Origin of the sequence: Listeria floridensis FSL S10-1187, assembly GCF_000525875.1 — a bacterium.
Taxonomy (GTDB): Bacteria; Bacillota; Bacilli; order Lactobacillales; family Listeriaceae; genus Listeria; species Listeria floridensis.
The window spans coordinates 85,363-101,095 of sequence record NZ_AODF01000015.1 but is presented as its reverse complement, the minus strand read 5'-3'; the positions used below and the strand labels follow the sequence as shown (position 1 = coordinate 101,095).

Below are 15,733 nucleotides of genomic sequence, written 5' to 3'. Positions count from 1 at the left end.
TATGCGACGTATCGCGGATTAGCGAAAGTCACACTGCAAGCCACGCTTACTTATACTGCCATGAACCTGAAAAAACTAGCTTTATGGACGTGGAAGAAGTCTTGTTCTTCTTCGAGTTTTTTCATTCTGAGAGCTAAAAACGACAATCCCGTCTTTTTTTTCATTTTGGAATTGTCGTTTTTCAACAGTCTGAGTGCGGAGCGTCTGCTCCGCACTTTTTCATTCCCCTATCAAAAAACGAAGCAGCTTCTACCTGCTTCGTTTTTAATCTTATTCTTCCGTTTTAAGCTTTAGTTCATGCAACTGCGCATCACTTACCTTGCTTGGTGCTTGCGTCAAGAGATCAACTGCGCTTCCCGTTTTCGGAAAGGCAATCGTATCACGCAGATTGTTGCTTCCGGCAAGAATCATCACGATTCGGTCAAGCCCAAGTGCAATTCCTCCATGCGGAGGTGTTCCGTATTCAAGTGCTGACATCAAGAATCCAAACTGTTCCTCAGCATCCGCATCACTGAATCCAAGCGCGCGAAGCATCTTCTGTTGCACATCTTTTTGGTAAATTCTAAGTGATCCGCCGCCGATTTCATAACCATTTAAAACGATATCATAAGCTTCTGCCATCGCCTTTTCAGGTGCAGTTTCAAGCAGTTCTATGTCCTCTTTTCTCGGTAAAGTAAACGGGTGGTGAGCGGAAACAAAGCGTCCGGCTTCTTCATCATATTCGAATAGCGGCCAATCTGTAACCCATAAGAAAGCAAGCTCGCTTTCATCATAAAGCTCAAGTTCCTTGCCGAGTTTTGTCCGAAGTGCGCCAAGAGATGCTGCGACAACTTCTTTTGAATCTGCTGCAAACAAGAGAAGATCACCCGGTTCAACATCAAGTGCTTGACGAAGCTCTTGCTGCTTAGAAGCATCAAAAAACTTCGCAATTGGACCTTTTAATTCCGTTTCCTCCGCTTTTAGCCAAGCAAGCCCTTTCGCGCCATAATTTGAAACAAATGTTCCAAGTGCATCAATATCTTTACGTGAATACTTTTCAGCCGCGTGTTTAGCATTGATCGCTTTAACTTGACCACCTGATGCGACTGCTCCCGAGAATACTTTAAATTCTACATCTTTTACAACCTCTGAAACATCCGTAAGCTCAAGACCAAAACGAATATCAGGCTTGTCGCTTCCAAAACGGCGCATTGCTTCTTCATACGTCATCTTAAGGAACGGACGTGGGATATCAATCCCCTTCACTTCTTTCACAACCGCTGTAAGCATATCTTCTGTAATCGCTTGAATATCCTCAATATTAAGGAAGCTCGTCTCCAAGTCAATTTGCGTAAATTCAGGCTGACGATCACCACGTAAATCCTCATCACGGAAACAACGAACAATTTGATAGTATTTGTCAAACCCAGCCGTCATTAATAGTTGCTTCAAAATCTGCGGCGATTGCGGCAAGGCATAGAAGCTTCCAGGATAAACCCGGCTTGGCACAAGATAATCACGTGCCCCTTCTGGCGTACTCTTTGTCAAATAAGGCGTTTCAATATCATAGAACCCAAGATCATTTAATCTTTCGCGGAACACTCGTGTCACGTGATGACGCATCTTAAACGTCGCAGTCATTTCCGGACGACGCAAATCCAAATAGCGATATTTCAAACGAAGTTCATCCGAAACATTAACCCCGTCTTCAATGTAGAAAGGCGGTGTCTTTGAACGGTTTAAAATTTCAATTTCATTCGCCAAAATTTCGACTTTACCTGTTTTAAGCTTGGCGTTTACCGCTTCATCGGCCCGAAGTGCAACTTTCCCTTTCACAGCAATTACAAATTCCGACCGAATTTCCTCAGCCGTCTTTAGTGCCTCCTCTGATAGCTCGGGGTTAAACACAACCTGAACGATGCCTTCACGATCACGTAAATCAACGAAAATTAATCCCCCTAGATCGCGTCGTTTTTGAACCCATCCATATAAAGTGACCGCTTCACCCACGTATTTTTCTGTAATTTCTCCACAATATGCCGTTCTTTGTTCCATCATTTGTCCCCCTCCGCTTTTTCAAGTGTTGTAATCAGTTCATCTTCCGTCACGAGGAACTGTTTGCCAGTCGCCATATCTTTCAGCGTATACTCGCCAGTTCGAAGCTCGTCTTCTCCAATGATCACCGTATATTTTGCTTTTTTACGATCGGCATCTTTCAATTGCCCTTTTAACTTCCGTTTTTGATAATCTTTTTCCGCGCTGATTCCGTGCATTCGCAACCGATTCACAAGCTGAACAATCTTCTCTTCCACTTCCGGCTGAGCTGCAATGACATAGCACACAAGCGGATTCGCATCCGGAATTTCAATCTTCGCCTTATCAAGCGCAAGTAAAACCCGCTCAACGCCCATTCCGAACCCAATTCCCGGCGTATCCGGCCCGTCAAATTCTTGCACAAGACCGTGATAACGTCCGCCGCCGCAAAGCGTGGTTTTTGCGCCGAATCCTTCTTCATCGCTCATAATTTCAAATGTCGTATGGTTATAGTAATCAAGTCCCCTTACAAGCGTCGGATCAACCGTGTAATTGATACCAATCGCATCAAGAAAGCTCTTCACCTTCGCAAAATAATCCTTAGATTCCTCATTCAAGAAATCCAAAATCGAAGGCGCACTTGCGACAAGCGGGTGCGCGTGATCCGTTTTGCAATCCAAGATCCGTAGCGGATTTTTGTAAAGGCGAGCCTGACAGTCCGAACAGAACTCATCAATCCGTGGTTCAAAATGCGCAATCAAAGCTTCTCGATGCTTTAAACGACTTTCCTTATCTCCGAGACTATTAATAATTAAAGAAATATTTTTCAGTCCGATCGAGCGGAAAAAATTCATTGCTAGCGAGATGACCTCTGCATCAATTGAAGGATCATCACTGCCGATTGCTTCAAGCCCCATTTGCGTAAATTGCCGTTGTCGTCCACCTTGTGGGCGCTCATAACGGAACATCGGACCATTGTAATAGAGTTTAACAGGCTGATTGACATCACCGAACATCTTATGTTCAACAAAAGCACGAACAACAGAAGCAGTTCCTTCAGGTCGAAGCGTCAAACTTCTTCCCTTTTTATCAGCAAAAGTATACATTTCTTTTGTTACGATATCCGTTGAATCACCAACGCCGCGTTCAAACAATTCCGTGTGTTCAAAAATCGGAGTCCGAATTTCGCTATAGCGGTAGTTTTCGCAAATTGACCGGAATTTTTCTTCTAAAAAATGCCAAGATGCTACTTCATCCGGTAAAATATCCCTTGTTCCGCGCGGTAATTGAATTTCCATTTATATTGCCTCCTTTAATCGTTTCAGTCTAGGGGATTCGAATTGATTGTATGAAAAAACTCCCGCCCCTTGTCACAATGAACAAGGGACGAGAGATTAATTTACCCGTGGTACCACCCTAATTGGAATGAAAACATTCCCACTTTTCCGTTAACGCCGGAATACGTCTTAGCCTACTCGTTCTTTCGGCCAAAACCTCGGAAGTGTCTTTCAAGTACTTATCACCATAGATTTCTCTCAGCTATCGAAATCCTCTCTTATTTGGGAGTGAAGCCCCTACTTTTCTTCGTCTTAAGTCTCAATATGAATTATTTCTAGATTACTAGAAAACCGCTTGAAAGTCAATAACTACAATAATTTTTCTAAAAAGAGGTTATAGGTTTCGCGAAACCTCATTTTGTGGTAACATTTTACTGAACTAAACTTTTAGGGGGTGTTTCGATTTCGTGCGTAAAAAATTCATATTTGTTACGATTTTATCGATAGCACTCATTGCAGCTGGAATCATGGTAACCTTTGCAATGGCTCACGCCAACTCTGTAAGCGTTGAAGCTGAAGTTCTCAACGTAAGAAGCGGTCCGGGTCTTGCTTATGACGTCACGAGTCAAGTTCGGAAAAATGATGTGCTACAAGTAATCGGAGAAGAAAATAAATGGTATAAAGTCCGTCTTGATAATGGAGATAGCGGCTGGGTCGCAAGCTGGCTTGTTAAGAATACTACTGTCAGTGCTGCGAGTAACAGTATGGCTGTCGTCACCTCAGAAGGTGGACTGAACGTACGCGAAAAACCAAGTGCCGACTCAAAAGTACTTGGAATATTAAATACGAATGATCAGATCAACGTTATCAGCGAGCAAAACGGCTGGGCTCAGATCCAATATCAAGGGCAAAACGCTTGGGTCAGTTCGAAGTACATAACGATCAGGCAATCGACGACAAAAAGCGATGCAAAAGATTTGCAGCGTGTCACAATTCGTAGTAATGCAACAAACATCCGCAATAAACCGGATTTAAGCGGTTCTGTCATCGAAAAAGCTGATTCAGGACAATCTTACGAGATCCAAGGCGTACAAGGCGACTGGTATCAAGTAGAAACCTCGAGCGGTGAACTGGGTTACGTAGCGAACTGGGTTGTTGACATTTCATCAAATAAAAACTCAGCTCCGCAAAAATCGAAAACAACCAAGCTTTCCGAAGCCACTATTGTTCTTGATCCAGGGCACGGTGGTAACGATCCCGGTGCAAAAGGCGAGATGGGAACTGTTGAAAAAGACGTAACATTAAAGACAGCTAAAGCAATTAAAAACAAGTTAGAACAAGCTGGAGCCAAGGTGATCATGACTCGCAGTAAAGACGAATACGTTTCGCTTCGTGAACGGACAAAGATCGCATCAGAAAACCAAGCAGATGCATTTGTCAGTCTTCATTATGACAGCGTTGAAGAAGGAACCGGCGATATTAGCGGACAAACGACCTATTACTACAAGAATCGTGATCAAAGTCTTGCAACTTCCATAAATAACAGCTTAGGCGATGCTTTAGCGATATCAAACCGCGGTGCACGTGTCGGCGACTTTTATGTTGTCCGTGAAAACAATCAGCCTGCAGTGCTTCTTGAGCTAGGCTATCTTAGCTCGAAAATTGACGAAGAACGGATCAATTCTGGCTCTTACCGTAGTCAAATTGCCGATGCAGTTACAAGCGGTCTCGCAAATTATTTTTCAAATTAAAATAAAAATCCGGCAAGTGAAGTTACTCTTCACTTGCCGGATTTTTTATGCCAAAATATCTATTTAGCCAAATCGGCTGAATCAAGCATCATGGTTACAGGACCGTCATTTACAATTGAAACTTCCATAAAGGCTCCAAAAACACCCGTTTCAACATTAAAACCGTAATCCGTTTCCAATTTCTTATTAAACAAATTATACAGAACCTCAGCCTTATTTCCCGGAGCAGAGTCCGTAAAACTCGGTCTCCTACCTTTTCTCGCATCCGCGTATAGCGTAAACTGCGAAACACTTAAAATATCGCCACCAACATCTTGCAGTGATAAATTCATTTTTTCAAACTCATCTTCAAAAATCCGCAATCCAGCAATTTTTTGCGCCAGAAGCTCTACTTCTTTTTCCGTGTCGCTATGAGTAAAGCCGACAAGCAGACATAAACCAAAAGGAATTTCCCCGATAATTTCATCATCAATCGTCACACTAGCAGCTTTCGTACGCTGAAGCAAAACCCGCATTTCAATTTCCTCCTCTAATTCATCAGCCTTCTAACCGTATAAACATCCGGAATTTGTTTGATCTTATCTACGACACGCTGAAGATGATTAATGTTATGAATTTGGAGTGTCAAGACAAGTGTTGCCATCTTATTATGATCAACTTTTGCATTAACGCCGTTTATATTAGAAGTCAAGCTGTTAATCACCTGTAAAATATCATTTAAAAGACCATTCCGATTATAACCGAAAATTTCAATATCAACACTGTAATCCGTCTTCGATTTTAAATCAGCATCTTCCCATTCAACATCAATCAGCCGATCAGATTCGATCGTTTGTACATTAGGACAATCCTTTCTGTGGATCGAAATGCCTCGACCTTTCGTGATATAGCCGACAATTTGATCTCCTGGAACCGGATTGCAGCAGCGCGACAAACGAATCAGCAAGTTGCCTACGCCTTGGACGACAACGCCGGCATTGTGCTTAATTTTCAGCTTTTCATTATTTTGCTCCGTACTGTTGTTTTTCGCTTCTACTTGCGTAAGCAGTTTTTCCGTTTGTTCTTCTTGCTCACGCTCTTTGCGCTCCTTATCCGTCAAACGGTTAGCCACTTGAACAGCAGTGATGCCATTATAACCGACCGCCGCAAATAAATCGTCTTCCTGCGAAAAATTTAATTTATCCGTAATCCGCTTCAAATTTTCCTGGGTTAAAATTTTTTTAGGTTCAAAATTCATTTGGCGCAGTTCTTTTTCCACCATGTCTCTGCCTTTTTCGACATTTTCTTCCTTCGCCTGTCGCTTGAAGAATTGCTTAATCTTGTTGCGTGCCTGTGAAGTTTGAACGAGCTTCAGCCAGTCTCGACTTGGTCCATAAGAATGCTTCGACGTTAAAATATCAATAATATCGCCCGTTTTGAGCTTATAATCCAAGGTTACAATTTTTCCATTTACCTTTGCCCCGATTGTCTTGTTGCCGATTTCCGTGTGGATGCGGTAAGCAAAATCAAGTGGCACAGACCCGTTTGGCAACTCAAAAACATCACCCTTTGGCGTGAAAACGTATACCACATCTGCGAATAAATCCAGTTTCAAAGACTCCATAAACTCTTCCGCATTATCCGCTTCATTTTGATACTCAAGGATTTCTCGGAACCAAGTCATCTTATTGTCGAACGATGTTTTGGAATTAATAACTTTGCCTTCCTTGTATGCCCAGTGAGCCGCGACCCCGTATTCAGCAATTTGGTGCATCTCAAGTGTCCGAATCTGCACCTCAAGTGGTTCACCTTGCGGCCCGATTACCGTTGTATGAAGGGATTGATACATATTTGATTTCGGCATCGCAATATAATCCTTAAAACGTCCCGGCATCGGTTTCCAGCGCGTATGAATAACCCCTAGAACCGCATAACAATCTTTAATGCTGCTTACGATAATCCGTACGGCTAAAAGGTCATAAATTTCATTAAACTGCTTGTGTTGTTCTGACATTTTTCGGTAAATCGAATAAATATGTTTCGGACGTCCCGAAATATCAGCTTCAATATGAAGTTCTTTCAAGTTATCCTGCACACCGTCAATAACATCTTGCAAATAACGTTCACGTGCCCCGCGTTTTTGTTTCATTAAATGAACGATTCGGTAGTACTGTTGCGGATTCAAATAACGCAGAGCCGTATCTTCAAGCTCCCATTTGACACGACTGATCCCTAACCGGTGTGCGAGTGGAGCAAAAATTTCAAGCGTCTCAGTAGCAATCCGGCGCTGCTTCTCAACAGGCAGATGTTTAAGTGTCCGCATATTATGCAGCCGATCCGCCAGTTTGATCAGAATTACGCGAATATCTTGAGCCATCGCAATAAACATTTTACGATGGTTTTCCGCTTGTTGCTCTTCATGCGATTTGTATTTAATTTTCCCCAGTTTGGTGACCCCATCAACTAGCATGGCCACTTCTTTTCCGAAAGTATTTTCAAGGTCTTCAAGCGTCACTTCGGTGTCTTCCACAACATCGTGCAAAAAGCCTGATGCAACCGTTTGCGGGTCCATATGAAGCTCAACTAAAATTCCTGCTACTTGTATTGGATGAATAATATAGGGCTCTCCCGATTTGCGAAACTGCTCGCTATGCGCATTGCGGGCAAATTCATAGGCTTTTTCAACTACAGCAAGGTGCTCTTTGTTCATGTAGTGCGAAGCCATTTCAATTACTTGTTCAGCCGTTAAATTTTGTTCCTTAGCCACATTCACCCACCCCTTTTCTCCTAAACTTTTTTAAAGAATTCTTGCTTTCATTATACACGACTCAATATTCTTTAGAAAGTAGTTTTCCATCTAGATAAAGAAAAACACCATTTTCCGGTCAGAGAATGGTGTTTTTCTTATTTTTCATCAGAAATCCATTAAAATCAAGCGATCATAGCCGTTCAATTTTTTATGACCTTCTAATTCAGTCAGCTCAATTAAGAATGCACAGCCTGCAACAATACCACCAAGTTTCTCAACGAGTTTGATTGTTGCTTCGATCGTTCCACCAGTTGCTAAAAGGTCATCTGTGATTAAGACACGCTGCCCTGGCTTAATTGCATCTTTATGCATTGTAAGCGTGTTTGTACCATACTCAAGTGCATATTCCATTTCAATCGTTTCACGCGGCAATTTTCCTGGTTTACGCACAGGAGCGAAACCAATTTGCAGGGCATATGCGACTGGACAGCCGATAATAAATCCGCGTGCTTCTGGACCGACAATCAAGTCCACTTTTAATTTTTTAGCATACTCGACAATTTGATCTGTCGCAAATTTGTAAGCTTCCCCGTCATTCATAAGAGGTGTAATATCCTTGAAGACAATTCCTTTTTTCGGCCAATCTTCTACAATTGCCACATGATTTCTAAGTTCATTTAAATCCATCGTTTGTTTCCTCCAAATTTTAGAGCCTCACTGCTCCATGATTCGCTCCATCCATTGCAGCAGCTCACCGTAGCTCGCATAAAGCAGTTTTTGCTGCGTTTCAATTTCGCGTTCCTTCCGCTTATATGACTCGGCATCTTCCAGTTTTTTCTTCTCGGTATTTTCGGCAAGCCAAATCACATCATCTTCTATTTTAACAAAATCCAGTTCAAAAAACACGCCGGACATAAAATCGACCACTTCTTGATTCCAGCCAAACTTTTGCGCCATTGCACCGCGGTAGCGTTCCACCGAAAACGGCTGAAACTTCTTGATAAGTGCGTACAAGTTGGCAAAGGCCGCTCGGTCGGGAATTCGCTCCATCCTGCTTGATTCTTTTACCCCAAAGTGGAAAAAGATTTTTTCTGGGTTCAGCTTTCGCACAACTTGTTCCACTTGGCTAATTTCATGCGGCAAGTCGACAAAAACCAGTTCGCTCGCGTTTTTAGAATCTGCATTCAGCAACTCCTCAAACTTCGTAACTGCATGTCCCGACTTCACTAACGCGTCCGCTTCATCATCTTTAAAATACACAAAAATCCGGTCACGTTTCGGCTCCCGCACTACTTCGTTCCATTCTGTACGATTCCTGACATCAAATAACTGCCAGTGCGGCACTGAAACATCAATCAAACGTAGCTGTGGCTTCCGAATATTATTCCATTCATTGACTGAAAGCTCACCAACCGCATCCACCTCTGCTGCCGGAGAAAGCTCGTACACCAAGTGACCGATATTAAATCCGACCGCATCAAGTGCCGCCTCACCCTTTTGAAGCGAAGTTTTGAGATGCGTCTTATCCGCACCGATCTGCTTCGTTCCTGTCAAATGAACCTGCTCAAATTCAAAAATTGGCTTTGGATTGTCCATTCCAAATGGAGCCATCCGCTCAATCATCTGAATGAAAGCAATATCTGCCTCGCCGGGTTCCAGTTTCGCTTCAATATCCAAGCTTGGACGCAAATCAGCTAGGCTTAAGCTTTCCGCTTGTTTTATCATGCGTTCCTTTAAAAGCGGCAAATTCTCAAGACTTACAGTCAGCCCCGCTGCCATCGGATGGCCACCAAATGCTTCTAGCAGTTCACGATTTTGGTCAAGTTCTTGATAAAGATGAAACGCTGAAACACTTCGGCCAGAACCTTTTGCCATCCCAGTTGCTTCATCAATTGCAAGGCAAATCACAGGCCGCCCGAATTTTTCCACAAGCCGCGAAGCCACTATCCCGAGCACACCAGCATTCCAGCCAGATTGCGCGGCAATAATCATTCCTGGGAGTTCTGATTCTGCTTCAACAACTGCCGTGGCTTGTTCTGTAATCTCTGAAACAAGTAAACGGCGTTCCTTATTTGCTTCCTCAATGATACCCGCTAAATCATCTGCCTCTTCGTCATCATGCGCAAGCAAAAGCTCACAGGCAGGGTCAGCTGCTCCCAGCCGCCCAACCGCATTGAGTCGCGGAGCAAGCATAAAACCGATCGTTTCTTCACTTGCTTCATGCAGTTTTGCACCTGCTTTTTTCGCAAGGAATTGTAAACCAAGATTCGGACTTTCTTTTAATACATCCAAACCTTTTTGGACAAACAGCCGATTTTCATCCGTTAATGAGACAAGGTCGGCTACTGTACCGACGGCAACTAAATCAAGCAGTTCAGACGGCTCCTCGCCAAGCAGCGCATGCGAGAGCTTATAACTGACACCGACCCCTGCCAAGTCTTGAAACGGATAGAGCGATTCAGGATGCTTCGGATGAATCACCGCAATCGCTTCTGGAAGAGTCTCGCGCTTTTCATGGTGATCTGTCACAATGACATCTAAATCGATTTCTTTTGCGAACTCCATCACATCAAGTGCGGCAATGCCGTTATCGACCGTTATAAGCAAATCATACCCTTGATTTTTAATCATTTGAAACGCTTCTTTATTTGGTCCATATCCTTCGCTAAAGCGATTGGGGATATAAAATTCGGCTTTTGCACCGAGCTTTTCAAGCGTATTATAGAGCACCGCAATACTCGTTACGCCATCCGCATCATAATCGCCATAGATCATGATTTTTTCATCAGCAGCGATGGCTGTTTTAATCCGCTCTACTGCTTTATCCATATCATGCAGCAGAAATGGATCATACGGTTGATATTTATCCGGATGAAAAAACTTATCAAACTGCCCGGTTGTTGTAATTTTTCTTTTAAGAAGCATCTTTGCTAACGGAAGTGAGACTTGAAATTCTGCCGCTGCTTCTCGAGCCTTCTCTTCTGCAATATCCTCAATCTTCCAAGTGTACTTTGAATGAATCACATATTTTCCACCTTTCAACCCTCCTATTATATCCGAAATCAAACAAATTTGACAGTATTAGCTCAAAAAAAATCCAAACCTTAAAGATTTGGATTTTCCTTTTTGGGTTCAATTGGTGCCTCTGTTTTTTTCACATCAATTGTCGATTTTTTGCTGTGCATGGCTTCCGCCGCTGCAAGTTGACGTGAAAGCTCGGTTTTCTCTGCCTTTAATTGTTTGATTTGTTTGTTCGCTGTTCTTACCTTAGCAATGTTCAAACAGAAGATAATTAAACAGCCAACTAAAACAGAGCCTAAAATAACGAGTACAAGCGGCCAATTTGCTTTTGCAAACAAGAAGTTTACTTCAACAGAGTCCACATTGATAATGGCAAAAATCGCAATAAAAATCACAAGAATAATGCCAAGAATCACTTGCCATTGATTTTTCATATTATCCACCCCTCTTTTACCTGAATTTCCCTGATTTGGAAAATTTAAAACAAAAGCCGAAAGAATTTCTTTCGGCTTTTGAACGTTTTTTATACAACTGGTTGTCCAGAACCGCGTTTTTTCTTCTTCTTGATTGTTGCAATCGGTCCTTTTTTATTCACTTGGTGTGATTTGAAAACATACCATAATTGCATCGCCATGAAGATCGACGAGAATACGCTCGAGATCAAACCAACAAGAAGAGCAATCGAGAAGCTTAGAATCGATTCGCTTCCGAAGATAACAAGTGCAAGTACCGTGAAGATAACTGTCAAGATTGTGTTAATCGAACGTGTAAAGGTTTGACGTAACCCGTGATTAACCGCAAAAGCGACATCTTCTTTCGTCTTGTAACGCTGCATTTTCTTCCCAATATCTCGAATCCGGTCAGCTGTAACAATCGTATCATTAATGGAATAGCCGATGACCGTGAGCACCGCGGCAATGAAGGTCAAATCAACCTCGATCTGGAATATACTGAAGAAAATAAAGATCACAAACGCATCAAAGAGCAGTGACAGAATCGCTGCAATACCCATATAGAATTCAAAGCGAATTGCGATATAGACAACGATTAAAATAGATGCAATTGCAAGAGCATATAGACCGTTTTTAGCCAGCTCTTTACCAACAGTCGGTGTTACCGTACTGATACTTGGTTCATGTTTATATTTCTTATCAAAATGTGTTTTAAACTTCGCAATTTCTGTTTGGCTAAGTGCTCCTTTATAAGAAACTACTGCCGTCGTCGAGTTTTTCCCTTGGAAGACGATTTTTTCCGAAGGCATTTTGATTTCATCTAGGTCTTTTTTTAACCATTTGTTCTGTCAGCTTCGAGTTGGATGTGATTTCTGCACGTGTACCACTTGCAAAATCAATTCCAAGATTAAGCTTAAAGACACTTAACAATATGATTCCGGCAATCGTAATTGCCGCAAAAATCCCTAAGAACAGCCGATGATTTTTAACAAAATCAAAACGGTCAAAGTGCGTTTTCAGATCGTATGTGCTGATGCCGTCATGTAAGTTGTGGATGTCTTTTGGATTAACCGTGAATAAACGCGGTTTGTTGTTTAGCACATTGCTCTTTACAAGCAGTCCAAGAAGAACACGTGAACCCCAAACAGCTGTCAAGAAGCTGACAAGGATACTGATAATCAGTACTGTCGCAAAACCTTTGATTGAACTTGTACCAAAGTAGAAAAGTACTCCAGCAACAAGTAGCGTCGAAATATTTCCGTCAAAAATAGCACGGAATGCTTCCTTACCCCCGACTTCAAAGGCAGCTTTTGTCGATCTACCAACTTTCAGTTCTTCTTTTATCCGCTCATAGGTGATAACATTCGCATCGACCGCCATCCCAATCCCGAGAATAAGTCCGGCAATACCCGGAAGCGTAAGCGTAGCATTAAGAAGTGCAAGTATTAGTAAAACGATATACGTATAAGCAGTAAGTGTAATACAAGCAATAATTCCAGGGATACGATATACAGCCAACATGAAAATAAAGATGGCTGCTACACCGATGATTCCAGCAAGAATCGTTTGATCAAGTGCATCTTGACCGAACTGAGCGCCGACAGATGTCGAATATACTTCACTCATCTTAACAGGAAGTGCCCCGGAGTTCAGCAAGTTAGCCAAATCCTTTGCTTCTTTAACTGTGAAGCTTCCAGAAATTTCCACTTGATTTGTATCGAGTACTTGGCTGACATTTGGCGCAGATAAAAACGCCGGTTCTTTTTTCGTTTTTTCATCCGCATATTTTTGGCCTTTTTTATAGTCAAGCCAGATGACAAGTTGATTGTCCGGTGCTTCTGCTAAGACTTCTTTCGTTACCTTAGCGAATTTGTCTGCACTTTTCAGTTTTAAAGTAACAATTGGATTATTGCTTTGATCAAAAGCTTGTTTTGCTCCACCTGGAACAAGATCCGTTCCGTCAAGCATTAACTTGTCTTTTGCGTCCCTAAACGTTAGTTCAGCCGTTGTAGAAAGCATTTTTCGTGCTTCATTTTGATCTTTTACACCAGCAAGCTGAACCCGAATACGGTTGTTTCCTTCAATTGTGATCACCGGTTCTGCAACACCGATGCTGTTCACCCGACGATCGAGTGCACTTACAGTATCTGTAAGCGTGCTTTTCGTTATTTCACCTTTTCCGCTCGCAGGCTCTACTTGATAAAGAACTTCAAAGCCGCCTTGCAGGTCAAGCCCTAAGTTAATCTTTTCAAGCACCATTTTCGTTGTACCGATGACGGCACCGAAAATAATGATTACGATTAGAAAAAAGGTAACTAACTTACTTTTCTTAATCATTTTTGCTTTTTTCCTCCCTCATTAAAACCTCTAACACTACACGCAGGAGATACTTATTTTTCTTCTGTTGAATCGAGTTCGCCGTTTGCCTCAGCAAGCGGCTCCTCACTTTGTGCAGTTTCATCAGAAAAAGAACTTGAATCGGATTCATACTCCTGCTCATCCGGCGGCGTTTCTTCCGACGTACTATGTAGAACTTCCTCAACAAGCACTTGATCTAGTGTGTGCGTATTTTCTTCTGGCCTTTTTGATTCTTGTGTGATAAATTCCATTAATTGTCCAATGTTCATCTGCATGATATCATTCGCGCGTTCATGCAAATTTGGAGAAGGCTTTTCGACCCACTTTTTCTCCGTTAAAAATGACCATATATGCTCAGGCTTAATTTCTCTGTAGCCGAGCAAATGGAAATCTTCTACTCGGATTAAAATTGCGGGTTGCAGTAATTCGTACCATTCTTCATTTGTTTCCAAATTTCTTTCCCCCCACTTTACAATCAACTATTCTTATTCTATCTAAAACTCGGTCAAATGGAAAGTAGAAACGTAAAAATACCACAGAATTGACACATTTTTATTTTAGATTTTAAAAAAACCACTCCAAAAGTATTTGAAGTGGCTGATTTCTTATTTAACTTCTTCTTCCGCATTCACCGTGTCGTTTGAAACGGGTTCAGAAACAGCACTGCCTTTTTCAAGAACTGTACGAATCGCATTGCGGTCAAATGTCAATTTTGAATTGCCGCTTTTTAGTACGACCGTATTATCATCGATTGCGTCAACAATACCATGAAGTCCGCCAATCGTAACAATTTTGTCTCCTTTAGCCAAGCTGTTTTGCATATTTACTACTTCTTTTTGACGTTTTTGTTGCGGTCTGATGAGTAGGAAGTAAAACAATACAATCATCAGTACGATCGGAAGAAATGTTATTAATCCGTTCAAAAACTTTCAGCTCCTCTCAAATTATCCAATAAATTTATTAAAAAATTTTTCGCATTCGGACCGTTAAATCCATATTGCTCAAAAAATTCTTCACGAAATTCCAGTAACGAATCGTTGCGAATCGCATCACGAATCTCTTCCATCAAGTGTAACAGAAAATGAAGGTTATGATAAGTCGTAAGCCTTATTCCAAAAGTTTCATCACAGCGAATTAAATGACGAATATATGCACGTGAGTAATTACGGCACGTATAGCAATCGCAATTCTCATCAAGCGGTCTAAAATCATTTGCAAACTTCGCATTTTTAATGACAAGACGCCCAGCAGAGGTCATACAAGTTCCATTTCTCGCAATCCGTGTTGGAAGCACACAATCAAACATATCAATTCCGCGAATTACACCGTCAATCAGCGAATCCGGCGAACCAACACCCATCAAGTAGCGCGGTTTGCCACTTGGAAGTAGCGGTGTTGTGTGTTCAAGTACTTGATTCATCACATCTTTCGGTTCACCAACAGACAAACCGCCGATCGAGTAACCGGGAAAATCGAGCGACACAAGATCTTTTGCACTTTGTGCACGCAAATCTTCGTATGCACCGCCTTGGACGATTCCGAACAAACCTTGATCGTGCGGACGAGCATGTGCCTTTAGACCTCGCTCAGCCCAACGTGAAGTCCGCTCCACAGAGCGTTTCATATATTCATGTGTGGCTGGATACGGCGGACATTCATCAAAACTCATCATAATATCTGAACCAAGCGAATTTTGAATCGCAATCGCTTTTTCAGGAGATAAAAACAACTTATCACCATTTAAATGATTGCGAAAATGAACGCCTTCTTCTTTAATATCACGCATGTCGCTTAAGCTAAACACTTGAAATCCACCAGAATCTGTCAGTATCGGCTGATCCCAGTTCATAAATTTATGCAGTCCGCCAGCTTCTTCGATGAGTTTTTCACCAGGTCGAAGCCACAGATGATACGTATTGCTCAAAATCACGCCTGCCCCCATTTGTTTTAGCTCCTCTGGTGACATCGTTTTGACCGTTGCTTGCGTTCCAACTGGCATAAACATCGGTGTATCAAAAGTACCGTGTGGCGTATGAAGTTTTCCTAAACGTGCACCGTTTTTTTTATCCGTTTTAATTAATTCATAAGAAATTGCAGTCATTACAAACCTCTTTCCAATTTTCTCTACAAACA

10 protein-coding genes, 3 pseudogenes and 1 other annotated feature are annotated in these 15,733 nt (G+C 42.0%); of the genes and pseudogenes, 2 read left to right on the top strand and 11 right to left on the bottom strand.

What is annotated here, in order from left to right:
• Positions 1–294, top strand: a pseudogene (locus MFLO_RS15990) (hypothetical protein); the annotation flags it as partial.
• Here the strand turns inward: MFLO_RS15990 and aspS are convergent.
• On the bottom strand, positions 271–2,034 hold the full coding sequence (gene aspS, locus MFLO_RS07550) for an aspartate--tRNA ligase (RefSeq protein WP_036097331.1): 1,764 nt from the start codon (positions 2,032–2,034) through the stop codon (positions 271–273). The pseudogene MFLO_RS15990 and the gene aspS sit on opposite strands and share 24 nt — an antisense overlap.
• Positions 2,034–3,311, bottom strand: coding sequence for a histidine--tRNA ligase (gene hisS, locus MFLO_RS07545; protein WP_036097330.1), 1,278 nt, complete (start codon positions 3,309–3,311; stop codon positions 2,034–2,036). Before hisS ends, aspS begins: the two co-directional genes overlap by 1 nt.
• Positions 3,312–3,392: 81 nt before the next feature.
• Positions 3,393–3,613 (bottom strand) — a binding site (T-box leader).
• A 144-nt stretch (positions 3,614–3,757) separates the two neighbouring features.
• Here hisS and MFLO_RS07540 point away from each other — a divergent pair.
• A complete protein-coding gene (locus MFLO_RS07540; RefSeq protein ID WP_036097329.1) occupies positions 3,758–5,041 on the top strand; it encodes an N-acetylmuramoyl-L-alanine amidase family protein in 1,284 nt (427 codons plus the stop codon).
• Positions 5,042–5,100: 59 nt separating this feature from the next.
• Here MFLO_RS07540 and dtd read toward each other — a convergent pair whose 3' ends face one another.
• From dtd to tgt, 9 genes and pseudogenes are all read right to left on the bottom strand, one after another.
• The gene (dtd, locus tag MFLO_RS07535; protein ID WP_036097328.1) at positions 5,101–5,556 is read right to left on the bottom strand and encodes a D-aminoacyl-tRNA deacylase; all 456 of its coding nucleotides are present in this window, start codon (positions 5,554–5,556) and stop codon (positions 5,101–5,103) included.
• Positions 5,557–5,570: 14 nt separating this feature from the next.
• The gene (locus MFLO_RS07530) at positions 5,571–7,787 is read right to left on the bottom strand and encodes a RelA/SpoT family protein (protein ID WP_036097341.1); all 2,217 of its coding nucleotides are present in this window, start codon (positions 7,785–7,787) and stop codon (positions 5,571–5,573) included.
• Between the two features lie 147 nt (positions 7,788–7,934).
• Positions 7,935–8,456, bottom strand: a complete 522-nt coding sequence (locus tag MFLO_RS07525; protein WP_036097327.1) for an adenine phosphoribosyltransferase — start codon at positions 8,454–8,456, stop codon at positions 7,935–7,937.
• Positions 8,457–8,483: 27 nt separating this feature from the next.
• Positions 8,484–10,793 carry a single-stranded-DNA-specific exonuclease RecJ gene (gene recJ / locus MFLO_RS07520; protein WP_036097340.1) on the bottom strand — a complete coding sequence of 770 codons (2,310 nt, stop codon included), beginning with the start codon at positions 10,791–10,793 and terminating at the stop codon, positions 8,484–8,486.
• 80 nt (positions 10,794–10,873) lie between these two features.
• Entirely contained in the window at positions 10,874–11,233 is a 360-nt protein-coding gene (locus MFLO_RS07515) for a LapA family protein (RefSeq protein WP_241433581.1), read from the bottom strand.
• Positions 11,234–11,313: 80 nt separating this feature from the next.
• Positions 11,314–13,579: pseudogene (secDF, locus tag MFLO_RS07510) on the bottom strand (protein translocase subunit SecDF).
• Positions 13,580–13,803: 224 nt separating this feature from the next.
• A pseudogene (locus tag MFLO_RS16375) lies at positions 13,804–14,052 on the bottom strand (post-transcriptional regulator); the annotation flags it as partial.
• Positions 14,053–14,205: 153 nt separating this feature from the next.
• Positions 14,206–14,523, bottom strand: a complete 318-nt coding sequence (yajC, locus tag MFLO_RS07500) for a preprotein translocase subunit YajC (protein ID WP_036097325.1) — start codon at positions 14,521–14,523, stop codon at positions 14,206–14,208.
• Positions 14,520–15,701 (bottom strand): tRNA guanosine(34) transglycosylase Tgt, encoded by a 1,182-nt coding sequence (tgt, locus tag MFLO_RS07495; RefSeq protein ID WP_051993550.1) that lies wholly within the window; start codon positions 15,699–15,701, stop codon positions 14,520–14,522. The genes yajC and tgt overlap by 4 nt, the downstream gene beginning before the upstream one ends.
• Positions 15,702–15,733: the final 32 nt, after the last annotated feature.